The organism is Lelliottia sp. SL45, assembly GCF_026672535.1.
In the GTDB taxonomy this organism is placed as follows: Bacteria; Pseudomonadota; Gammaproteobacteria; order Enterobacterales; family Enterobacteriaceae; genus Enterobacter; species Enterobacter nimipressuralis.
On sequence record NZ_JAPPRH010000001.1, the window covers coordinates 242,021 to 253,605 of the forward strand.

The window sequence follows — 11,585 nt, forward strand, 5'->3', positions numbered from 1 at the left end:
TCATATACCCACTAAGTGGTAGGTTAAGGCGTATTTGATTTGCATCAATAAGTGCCCCTGCTGAATCGTTAAGGTAGGCAGTAATAGAAAAGAAATCGAGGCAAAAATGAGCAAAGTCAGACTCGCTATTATCGGTAACGGCATGGTCGGCCACCGCTTTATTGAGGATCTCCTTGATAAAGCTGACGCTGCCCAGTTCGATATTACCGTCTTCTGTGAAGAACCCCGCAAAGCATACGATCGTGTACACCTCTCTTCCTACTTCTCTCATCACACCGCGGAAGAACTTTCGCTGGTGCGTGAAGGTTTCTACGAGAAGCATGGCGTCAAGGTGCTGGTGGGCGAACGCGCTATCACCATCAACCGCCAGGAAAAAGTGATTCACTCCAGTGCCGGACGCACGGTTTTTTACGATAAGTTGATCATGGCGACTGGCTCTTACCCGTGGATCCCGCCAATAAAAGGCTCGGAAACGCAGGATTGCTTCGTTTATCGTACCATTGAAGACCTCAAAGCGATCGAATCCTGTGCACGCCGCAGTAAACGCGGTGCGGTAGTCGGCGGCGGTCTGCTGGGCCTCGAAGCGGCAGGCGCGCTGAAAAACCTGGGGGTCGAAACCCACGTCATCGAATTTGCCCCGATGCTGATGGCTGAACAACTCGACCACATGGGTGGCGATCAGCTGCGCCGTAAAATCGAAAGCATGGGTGTGAAAGTTCACACCAGCAAAAATACCAAAGAGATCGTTCAGGAAGGCACCGAAGCGCGTAAAACCATGCGCTTTGCCGACGGCAGCGAGCTGGAAGTCGACTTCATCGTCTTCTCCACCGGTATCCGTCCGCGCGACAAAATGGCGACCCAGTGCGGTCTGGCCGTGGCTCAGCGTGGCGGGATCATGATTAACGACGCCTGTCAGACCTCCGACCCGGACATTTACGCCATCGGCGAATGCGCCAGCTGGAACAACCGCGTGTATGGTCTGGTGGCACCCGGCTACAAAATGGCGCAGGTCGCCGTTGACCATATTCTCGGTAACGAAAATGCCTTCACCGGCGCGGACATGAGCGCCAAGCTGAAACTGCTCGGCGTGGACGTCGGCGGGATCGGCGATGCGCACGGCCGCACGCCAGGCTGTCGCAGCTACGTGTACCTCGACGAAAGCAAAGAAGTCTACAAACGCCTGATCGTCAGTCAGGACAACAAAAACCTGCTGGGTGCGGTGCTGGTGGGGGATACCAGCGATTTCGGTAACCTGCTGCAGCTGGTCCTGAACGCCATCGAACTGCCGGAAAACCCGGACGCGCTGATCCTGCCGGCTCACGCCTCCAACGGTAAACCTTCTATCGGCGTGGATAAACTGCCCGACAGCGCGCAGATTTGCTCCTGCTTCGACGTGACCAAAGGCATGCTGATCTCGGCGATCAACAAAGGCTGCCATACCGTCGCCGCCCTGAAAGCCGAAACCAAAGCCGGTACCGGCTGCGGCGGCTGTATTCCGCTGGTCACCCAGGTGCTGAACGCCGAACTGGCGAAACAGGGCATCGAAGTGAACAACAACCTGTGTGAGCACTTCTCTTACTCACGCCAGGAGATTTACCACCTGATCCGCGTGGAAGGCATCAAAACCTTCGACGAACTGCTGCAAAAACACGGTCAGGGCTACGGCTGCGAAGTCTGTAAACCGACCGTCGGTTCACTGCTGGCCTCCTGCTGGAACGAATACATCCTGAAGCCAGAGCACACGCCGCTGCAGGATACCAACGACAACTTCCTGGCGAACATCCAGAAAGACGGGACTTACTCCGTGATCCCACGTTCCGCCGGTGGCGAAATCACCCCGGAAGGGCTGGTGGCCGTGGGACGCGTGGCGCGCGAATTTAACCTGTACACCAAAATCACCGGTTCCCAGCGTATCGGTCTGTTTGGCGCGCAGAAAGACGACCTGCCGGAAATCTGGCGTCAGCTGATCGAAGCGGGCTTCGAAACCGGTCACGCGTATGCCAAAGCGCTGCGTATGGCGAAAACCTGCGTCGGCAGCACCTGGTGCCGTTACGGCGTGGGCGATAGCGTGGGCTTCGGCGTTGAGCTGGAAAACCGCTACAAGGGCATTCGTACCCCACACAAAATGAAGTTTGGCGTCTCCGGCTGTACCCGCGAATGTGCGGAAGCGCAGGGTAAAGACGTGGGTATTATCGCCACCGAAAAAGGCTGGAACCTGTACGTGTGCGGTAACGGCGGGATGAAACCGCGTCACGCCGACCTGCTGGCGGCCGATCTCGATCGCGAAACCCTGCTCAAGTATCTCGACCGCTTCATGATGTTCTACATTCGTACCGCCGACAAACTGACCCGTACCGCCTCCTGGCTCGATAACCTGGAAGGCGGCATCGAATACCTGAAATCGGTGATCATCGACGATAAACTTGGCCTGAACGAGCATCTGGAAGAAGAGATTGCCCGCCTGCGCGAGGCCGTCATTTGCGAGTGGACAGAAACCGTCAACACGCCAGCCGCGCAGGTTCGCTTCAAACACTTTATCAACAGCACCCAGCGCGATCCGAACGTACAGGTTGTTCCTGAGCGCGAGCAGCACCGTCCGGCAACGCCATACGAGCGCATTCCGGTGACTCTGGTGGAGGAAAACGTATGAGCCAGTGGGTAAACATCTGCAAAATCGACGACATCATTCCAGCGACGGGCGTCTGTGCGCTGCTGGGCAACGAGCATGTGGCAATCATCCGCCCGCGCCACGATGAACAGCTCTTCGCGATCAGCAATATTGACCCGTTCTTTGAGGCCAGCGTGTTGTCTCGCGGCCTGATTGCTGAACACCAGGGCGAGCTGTGGGTCGCCAGCCCGCTGAAAAAACAGCGTTTCCGCTTAACGGACGGGCACTGTATGGAGGATGAAAGTCATTCTGTGAAGCACTACGACGTTCGCGTGAAAGACGGCAACGTGCAGCTGAAAGGCTAAACCAGAACGGGAGGCGCAATGCCTCCCGTGCGTTTCACATGTTTTCTGTATGACGCTTGTCGTTACGAGTATGCTACTCACAAAGCGGAGCATCCGACTCCGTAAACCATCGCAACTGTTCAGGCGAAAGCCCACTCTTAAGAGGTAATGTCGTGGATCACCTGCCGATTTTCTGTCAATTACGCCATCGCGACTGCCTGCTGGTGGGCGGTGGCGATGTCGCTGAACGCAAAGCGCGTCTGCTGTTAGAAGCGGGTGCCCGACTGACGGTGAATGCCCTCGCCTTTGACCCTCAGTTCACCGTATGGGCGCAGGAAGGCATGGTGACACTGGTCGAAGGCGAATTCGACGAAGCGCTGCTCGACACCTGCTGGCTGACCATTGCCGCTACAGATAACGACGAAGTGAACCAGCGCGTCAGCGACGCCTGTGAAACCCGCCGTATTTTCTGCAATGTGGTCGACGCGCCAAAAGAGGCCAGTTTTATTATGCCGTCGATTATCGACCGCTCGCCGCTGATGGTGGCGGTGTCGTCCGGCGGCACCTCTCCGGTGCTGGCGCGTTTGCTGCGTGAGAAACTGGAAGCGATACTGCCTCAGCATCTTGGTCAGGTGGCGCACTACGCGGGGCAACTCCGCTCGCGGGTGAAGAAAACCTTCGCCACCGTTGGCGAGCGCCGTCGCTTCTGGGAAAAATTCTTTGTAAACGATCGCCTGGCGCAGTCGCTGGCGAATCAGGATCAGAAAGCCATCACCGAGACCACCGAACGCCTGCTGACCGAGCCGCTGGACCATCGCGGTGAAGTGGTGCTGGTCGGCGCAGGGCCGGGTGACGCGGGGCTATTGACCCTGAAAGGGCTGCAGCAGATCCAGCAGGCGGATATCGTGGTTTACGATCGTCTGGTCTCTGATGACATCATGAATCTGGTGCGCCGCGACGCTGACCGGGTCTTCGTGGGTAAACGCGCCGGGTATCACTGCGTGCCGCAGGAAGAGATTAACCAGATTCTGCTGCGCGAAGCGCAAAAAGGAAAACGCGTGGTGCGCCTCAAGGGCGGCGATCCGTTTATCTTTGGGCGCGGCGGCGAAGAGCTGGAAACGCTCTGCAATGCGGGTATTCCGTTCTCGGTTGTACCGGGAATTACGGCAGCGTCCGGCTGCTCGGCCTACTCCGGTATTCCGCTGACTCATCGCGATTACGCCCAGAGCGTGCGCCTGGTGACGGGCCACCTGAAAACCGGCAGCGAGCTGGACTGGCATAACCTGGCCGCAGAGAAACAGACGCTGGTGTTCTACATGGGGCTAAACCAGGCGGCCACCATCCAGGAAAAACTGCTGGAACACGGTATGCCGGAGGATATGTCGGTGGCGCTGGTGGAAAACGGCACCGCCATTACGCAACGCGTGGTGAGCGGCGTTCTGACTCAACTGGGTGAACTGGCGCAGCAGGTGGAAAGCCCGGCGCTGATCGTTGTCGGCCGCGTGGTCGAACTGCGCGAAAAGCTGAACTGGTTCTCCAACCATTAATCTTACCCCCGCATATTCACACTTCAGGGAGTAGTCTTTAACCGGACTACTCCCGCCTGACACCTGCCGATAACATACCGCCTGCGAAATGGAATCTTTTCCATTAATTCCCTCATTTTACATCCAAAAGTACGGCTCCATTACAAGGAAAGTGTATGTTTAAACTGGCAAAAGCCGCTGTGTTAGTTGGCTTGTTATCGACCCTGACGGCGTGTACGGGTCACGTGCAAAACACCAAAAACAACTGCGGCTATGATTACTTCCTGCACCCTGCGATCTCGATTTCGAAAATGATCGGCGGCTGCGGCCCGGCGGCAGAACAGCCGTAAGTCTTTTTCAGGCACAAAAAAACCGGGAATATCCCGGTTTTTTTTGGTGCAGAGCGGTTGTTTCGCCGGTTACGCTCGCGCTTTCCCGGTCTACGTCAAACCACCCGGCAACGGCTTACGGCTTACCTACAAACCCAATCGCGTCATACACCGCTTTCAGGGTTTCAGACGCACGAGCGCTGGCTTTATCGGCACCGTCGCGCATCACGTTGTTCAGGAACGCTTCGTCGTTACGGAAACGGTGATAACGCTCCTGCAGGTCAGTCAGCATGCCGGAAACCGCCTCAGCCACTTCCCCTTTCAGGTGACCATACATTTTGCCTTCGAAGTGCTGCTCAAGCTCAGGGATGCTCTGACCGGTCACGCCGGAGAGAATATCCAGCAGGTTTGATACGCCTGCTTTGTTCTGCACGTCGTAGCGAACAACAGGCGGCTCGTCGGAGTCGGTCACTGCACGCTTAAGCTTCTTAACCACCGCTTTCGGATCTTCCAGCAGGCCGATCACGTTATTGCGGTTATCGTCGGACTTGGACATCTTCTTGGTCGGCTCAAGCAGAGACATTACGCGCGCGCCGGATTTCGGAATGAACGGCTCTGGTACTTTAAAGACATCACCATAAATGGCATTGAAGCGCTGGGCGATATCACGGCTAAGCTCCAGATGCTGTTTCTGGTCTTCACCGACCGGGACCTGGTTAGTCTGGTACAGCAGAATATCTGCCGCCATCAGCACCGGGTAGTCAAACAGACCGGCGTTAATGTTTTCAGAGTAGCGCGCGGATTTGTCTTTGAACTGGGTCATGCGGCTCAGTTCACCGAAATAGGTGTAGCAATTCAGCGCCCAGCCGAGCTGTGCGTGTTCTGGCACGTGAGACTGCACGAAGATGGTGCTTTTCTCAGGATCGATGCCACAGGCCAGGTACAGCGCCAGCGTATCCAGCGTCGCTTTACGCAGTTTCTCTGGATCCTGACGCGCGGTAATCGCGTGTAAATCCACGATGCAGTAGATGCAGTGATAATCATCCTGCATGTTGACCCACTGACGTAACGCACCCATGTAGTTACCAATGGTCAATTCACCTGAAGGCTGTGCGCCACTAAATACGATGGGCTTAGTCATTTTTCGATTCCTGATGTTCACTGTGCGAAAGCCCGAGTGCGGGCAGTAAATCTTTGAAGTGATCGAACACCACGTCCGGCTCACTCAGCGTAATGGCTTCACCGTAGTTGTAGCCATAGGTTAGGCCGACGGAGGGGGATCCTGCCGATTTGGCCGCCAGAATATCATTGCGCGAATCGCCGACAAAGAGCAGCTGTTCAGGCGACAACGACAGTTTTCCTGCCACCAGTAAGATCGGCTCAGGATGCGGCTTTTTATTTTGTACGTCATCACCGCCGACGATCACGGAGAAATACTTCGCGATGCCCAGCGCTTCAAGCAGCGGAGCGACAAACGGCGTCGGCTTGTTGGTTACCAGCGCCAGCGGCAGGCCGTTAGAATGCAGCGCGCTAAGGGTTTCTACCACGTCCGGGAACAGGAAGCTGCCCTCTTCCACCGTCTCTTCATAGTAACGATTGAAGAGTTTACGCAGGACGCGTAACTGCTCGTCCTGAGGGATATCCGAGTGATCAACGCCGGGTTTACCCTGCGCGGCGCGCTGAATCGCACGCTCCTGGCGCGCCCATGTCAGGGCACGTTCCATCAGCACATCTGCGCCGTTACCGATCCAGGTCACTACGCGATCTTCGCCTGCCATCGGCAGTTCGAGCGCATAGAGCGCCTGATCCACGGCGCTGGTTAAACCTGGCGCGCTGTCGACCAGCGTGCCATCGAGGTCGAATGCGACGCCCCGAATTGCCTTCAACTTATCCATGACTTACCTTTGCCAGTTCAGCGCGCATTTCTTCAATGACTTTTTTGTAATCCGGTTGGTCGAAAATCGCCGAGCCGGCAACGAACATATCCGCACCCGCCGCCGCGATCTCGCCAATGTTGTTGACCTTCACGCCGCCGTCCACTTCCAGGCGGATATCATAGCCAGACTCATCAATACGACGGCGCACTTCGCGCAGTTTATCCAGCGTTTGCGGGATAAAGGACTGGCCGCCAAAGCCTGGGTTAACGGACATCAGCAGGATCACATCCAGCTTATCCATGACGTAATCAAGGTAGCTGAGCGGGGTTGCCGGGTTAAACACCAGGCCCGCTTTGCAGCCGTTTTCTTTAATCAGCTGCAGCGTGCGATCGACATGCTCGGAGGCTTCGGGATGGAAGGTAATGATGCTGGCCCCTGCGGCGGCAAAATCCGGCACAATGCGATCGACCGGTTTCACCATCAGGTGAACGTCAATCGGGGCGGTGATGCCGTAGTTACGCAGCGCTTTCAGAACCATCGGGCCGATGGTCAGGTTCGGCACGTAGTGATTGTCCATGACGTCGAAATGGACCACATCCGCACCGGCGGCTAAGGCGTTGGCCGTATCTTCACCCAGGCGGGCGAAATCGGCTGACAGAATTGAGGGAGCAATCAAAAACTGTTTCATCCGCATCTCCTTGAAATGTAGTTACCGGCGGGCGAAACGGCTCAGGGTCGATAAAGAGCCAGCAGTTCGTCCACCTTTTTACGTGTGCCGCCGTTGCTGCTGATACTGCGCCGCACTTTAAGCTGAATACGATCGTTCGCCGCTTTGTACCACTCGCGAGTATCAGGCGTGTCATGGTTCGAAATTAACACCGTGATTTGCTTACTGACCAGCTTTTCCGCCATTTCAGCCAGATGAGCCTGCTCTTTCGGGCTGAAGCTGTTGGTGTGATAGGCGGTAAAATTCGCCGTGGCCGAGAGCGGGGCGTAAGGCGGATCGCAATAAACCACGGAGTCTGCGTTCGCCATTTCCATGCACTTTTCATACGAGATGCAATGGAACTCCGCTTTCTGTGCCTTTTCGGCAAAATGCTGCAGCTCGGCCAGCGGGAAGTAGGGACGCTTGTAGCGGCCAAACGGCACGTTAAATTCACCCTTCAGGTTGTACCGGCACAGGCCATTGTAGCCATGACGGTTCAGATACAAGAACAACTGCGCGCGACGGAACGCATCCGTGCTCTGGTTGAACTCGGCGCGATACTGATAGTAGGCGTCCGGGTTGTTGTTCTCTGGGGTAAAGAGTTGACGCGCCGCATCGATATACTCATCTGTCTGAGTTTTAACGATGTTGTAGAGGGTAATGAGATCGCTGTTGATATCCGCAAGGATATAGCGAGAAAAGTCGGTGTTCAGGAACACCGACCCGGCGCCCACGAAGGGCTCGATAAGACACTCGCCTTTCGGCAGATGTTTATTAATATCGTCGAGCAGGGGGTATTTCCCCCCCGCCCATTTTAGAAAAGCGCGATTTTTTTTCATGCTGACTAACTAATTACACCTTCTCCGGCTGTGGAAAAAGCTCCGACAGCATCCTGCGCTTTAACCATTACTTCAAATCAGCCTGAACCTGATGAATCGGTTTCGCCCACGGGTTTTTCGCCTGAACATCCGCAGGTAACGCGGCAACTGCGCGTTTCGCTTCGTCTTTAGACGCGTACACACCGCTCACCAGCACATACCAGGGTTGCCCGTTGCGGGTCGTCTGATAAACCACATAGTTTTTCAGATTCGATTTCTTCGCCCAGCCGTTCAGATTGTCGTAGCTGGAAGAGCTGCTCAACTGAAGCGTGTAGTTGCTGGAAGGCGCTGATTTCAGCGAACCCACGTTGCCCGTAGATTTACCCGTGGCTGCAGCGCTGGCCGTTGCCGTCGCGGCTGGCGCAGGCGTGGCTGCTGGCGTTGAGGTCGTGGCCTTCGGTGCAGTCGTTGTCGCAGCAGGCGCTTTCACGGCTGCGGTTTCGGTCTGCTTAGGCTGTGCAACAGGTTTCGCTTCTGGCGCTTTCGCAACCGTCTGCGGTTTGGTTTCACGCTTCGGCTCAATGACAGCCTGCTTGCGCTCTGGTCGAGGCGCAGTCTGGGTCTGGGTCTGAGTCTGACGCGGTTTGGTTTCCGTTGCTGCGGTTTGCGGTTGAGCCGCGCCACCACGAATCGGAGCTACCGTCGCAGGCTCGGTTGGCAGCGTAGAGTTAGCCACTACGTTGTTCACCTGATCCTGGCTCTGCGGTTGGGTCAGTGCGTTATTCAGATCGCCCTGAACTTCTACACGCTGCTGGCCTTCTGGCGTAGCAGGCGTTTGACCCTGAGTTGGCGTTGAGGAGACAGGCGGCAGAGAAACATCCTGCGTCGCATTTGCAGTCTGCTCAGCAGATGTTGTGCCAGGCGCAGGCTGCGCACCATTGGCCTGATCGGCAGTGTCATTCCCCGAAAGATTAATGCTCTTTTCGGCAGAAGGCGTCTGCTCAGTGGAATCTGTTGACGGTGCTTTCAGCGCGGAGCCGATGCCGATAATCAGCAGCAGCAGGACAAACACGCCAAGGCCCATCATGATGTACTGGCGGGAAGCCGGTTTTTTTGCTGCCGCTTTACGTTTGCGTGGGCGACGCTCTACAGGCTCTTCGTCCATTGAATCTTCTTCGGACTCATAACCCTCTTCTTCTTCTCGCTCATCACGCGCATTGCGGCTGCGTGACGGACGACGATCGTCTGCATCCAAATCAACATCGTCAAAGTTGATTTGCGGCTCGTTATCACGTTCTGAAGATTGACGAGAACGACCAGTACGACGATCGCTGGGATCGGGTTTCAGCTCGTCTTCTGGTTTGAATTCATCCATTTAACACCCCACTCAAAGGCTCATGCTTACGACGTTGCATTGCACCTGAATCTAAATAGCCACCTTTGACAGTAGCCAGACCTTTCTAGTTGTTACGCCTGCTGGCAATCAGCAATCGCGCCAAGAACCACTTCGTGCGACACTCCGCCGCGCACTTCACTCTTCCCTATTGCCAGCGGGAGGACTAAACGCATCTCGCCAGCCAATACTTTTTTATCACGCATCATGTGGGGTAAATACGCTTGCGAAGACATCTCGCGTGGTCCCGTCACGGGTAAACCCGCGCGCTCCAGCAGCGTGATGATGCGTTGAGTCTCTTCTTTCGTGAACTGACCCAGACGTTCGGAGGTGCGAGCAGCCATTACCATGCCTGCAGCAACCGCTTCACCATGAAGCCAGTTACCGTAGCCCATTTCGGCTTCAATCGCGTGACCGTACGTATGCCCCAGATTCAGTAAAGCACGTAAGCCGGTTTCCCGCTCGTCCGCTGCAACGACTTCGGCTTTCAGCTCACAACAACGGCGGATGCAATACGCCAGTGCCTGACCGTCAAGGTTAAGCAGCGCATCCATGTTCTCTTCCAGCCAGGTGAAGAACTCACCGTCAAGAATAATGCCGTATTTGATCACTTCAGCAAGGCCTGACGCCAGTTCGCGTTTAGGCAGGGTTTTCAGACAGTCGAGATCCACCACCACCGAAGCGGGCTGATAGAACGCGCCAATCATGTTTTTGCCAAGCGGATGATTGACGGCCGTTTTGCCGCCAACTGAGGAGTCGACTTGCGAGAGTAACGTGGTAGGAATTTGAATAAAACGAACACCACGTTGATAACTTGCCGCAGCAAACCCCGTCAGATCGCCAACAACACCACCGCCCAGGGCAAGTAGTGTCGTATCGCGACCATGCGGTTTTTGCAGTAATGCGGTGAAGACGGTATCGAGTACCGCCAGGCTTTTATACTGCTCGCCATCAGGCAGAATCACACTGTCGACCTTCACGCCTGCCTGTTCCAGCAGATGACGAATCTTGTCGAGATAAAGCGGAGCCAGAGTCTCGTTGGTGACCAGCATTGCCTGATCACCCGCTTTCAGTGGTAAGAAGGAAGCTGGATCGTTAAACAAGCCAGCCGCGATGGTGATAGGGTAACTACGTTCCCCGAGAGTAACTGTAATCCTCTCCATGACGCGACATCCACCTTAAATGCTTATACCCGTGGGCGAGTGTATATAAAGCCAGAATCAGTTGCTTTCCAGCATATGAATAATCTGGTTTGCAACCACTTTAGCGCTCTGATCGTCGGTACGAATGGTTACATCAGCAATCTCTTCGTACAGTGGATTGCGCTCACCGGCCAATGCTTCCAGAACTTCACGTGGAGGCGTTTCAACTTGCAGTAACGGGCGCTTTTTATCGCGCTGCGTCCGTGCCAGCTGTTTTTCGATGGTCGTCTCAAGATAGACCACAACGCCGCGGGCGGAGAGACGGTTACGAGTTTCGCGAGATTTTACAGAACCACCGCCCGTTGCCAGCACGATGCCCTGTTTTTCCGTAAGTTCATTGATAACTTTTTCTTCACGGTCACGGAAACCTTCTTCGCCTTCTACATCGAAGACCCAGCCCACATCAGCTCCGGTTCGTTTCTCAATCTCTTGATCAGAATCGTAAAATTCCATATTGAGTTGTTGAGCCAACTGGCGCCCAATAGTGCTTTTGCCGGCACCCATAGGCCCAACCAGAAAGATATTGCGTTTCTCTGCCATTTTTTCGGTACTACTAAGACTATTCGTTAATGGTAATCCCCGCTTCGCAGACACTCAGCGTAGCAGGACATGAACTGAAACCTCATATGCGATAGTGCGAGAGTCAGACTAAAAATTATCTCAGTAGTCCTGCTTGTTTGGCAACTGATTAAATCACCACGCCAGATGCTTAAAGCAACAAGAGGTAAGATTAGGAGAAGCTGAAACTCAAATCGGTACTCCTTGTATGCTAATTCATGCCC

General features: G+C 55.1%; 11 protein-coding genes. 4 read left to right on the plus strand and 7 right to left on the minus strand.

Features of this window, described 5'->3' with window-relative positions; genetic code table 11:
* Positions 1–106: 106 nt before the first annotated feature.
* The 4 genes from nirB (at position 107) to OVA10_RS01345 (ending at position 4,828) form a co-directional block, all read left to right on the plus strand.
* Positions 107–2,650, plus strand: coding sequence for a nitrite reductase large subunit NirB (gene nirB / locus OVA10_RS01330; RefSeq protein WP_100778619.1), 2,544 nt, complete (start codon positions 107–109; stop codon positions 2,648–2,650).
* Complete coding sequence (nirD, locus tag OVA10_RS01335; RefSeq protein WP_268194981.1) at positions 2,647–2,973, plus strand: nitrite reductase small subunit NirD; 327 nt, start codon at positions 2,647–2,649, stop codon at positions 2,971–2,973. The genes nirB and nirD overlap by 4 nt, the downstream gene beginning before the upstream one ends.
* A gap of 152 nt (positions 2,974–3,125) precedes the next feature.
* A complete protein-coding gene (gene cysG, locus OVA10_RS01340) occupies positions 3,126–4,499 on the plus strand; it encodes a siroheme synthase CysG (protein WP_268194983.1) in 1,374 nt (457 codons plus the stop codon).
* Between the two features lie 155 nt (positions 4,500–4,654).
* Positions 4,655–4,828, plus strand: a complete 174-nt coding sequence (locus OVA10_RS01345) for a YhfL family protein (RefSeq protein ID WP_100778616.1) — start codon at positions 4,655–4,657, stop codon at positions 4,826–4,828.
* A 115-nt stretch (positions 4,829–4,943) separates the two neighbouring features.
* On the opposite strand, the gene trpS is transcribed toward OVA10_RS01345, so the two are convergent.
* The 7 genes from trpS to aroK form a co-directional block, all read right to left on the minus strand.
* On the minus strand, positions 4,944–5,948 hold the full coding sequence (trpS, locus tag OVA10_RS01350) for a tryptophan--tRNA ligase (RefSeq protein ID WP_100778615.1): 1,005 nt from the start codon (positions 5,946–5,948) through the stop codon (positions 4,944–4,946).
* A complete protein-coding gene (gene gph / locus OVA10_RS01355; RefSeq protein WP_100778614.1) occupies positions 5,941–6,702 on the minus strand; it encodes a phosphoglycolate phosphatase in 762 nt (253 codons plus the stop codon). The genes trpS and gph overlap by 8 nt, the downstream gene beginning before the upstream one ends.
* Entirely contained in the window at positions 6,695–7,372 is a 678-nt protein-coding gene (gene rpe / locus OVA10_RS01360; protein ID WP_100778613.1) for a ribulose-phosphate 3-epimerase, read from the minus strand. The genes gph and rpe overlap by 8 nt, the downstream gene beginning before the upstream one ends.
* A 41-nt stretch (positions 7,373–7,413) precedes the next feature.
* Positions 7,414–8,229 carry an adenine-specific DNA-methyltransferase gene (dam, locus tag OVA10_RS01365; protein ID WP_100778612.1) on the minus strand — a complete coding sequence of 272 codons (816 nt, stop codon included), beginning with the start codon at positions 8,227–8,229 and terminating at the stop codon, positions 7,414–7,416.
* 67 nt (positions 8,230–8,296) lie between these two features.
* A complete protein-coding gene (gene damX, locus OVA10_RS01370) occupies positions 8,297–9,583 on the minus strand; it encodes a cell division protein DamX (protein WP_107702713.1) in 1,287 nt (428 codons plus the stop codon).
* A gap of 92 nt (positions 9,584–9,675) precedes the next feature.
* Positions 9,676–10,764 (minus strand): 3-dehydroquinate synthase, encoded by a 1,089-nt coding sequence (gene aroB, locus OVA10_RS01375; protein ID WP_100778610.1) that lies wholly within the window; start codon positions 10,762–10,764, stop codon positions 9,676–9,678.
* A gap of 57 nt (positions 10,765–10,821) precedes the next feature.
* Entirely contained in the window at positions 10,822–11,343 is a 522-nt protein-coding gene (gene aroK / locus OVA10_RS01380) for a shikimate kinase AroK (protein ID WP_010436374.1), read from the minus strand.
* Positions 11,344–11,585 lie beyond the last annotated feature (242 nt).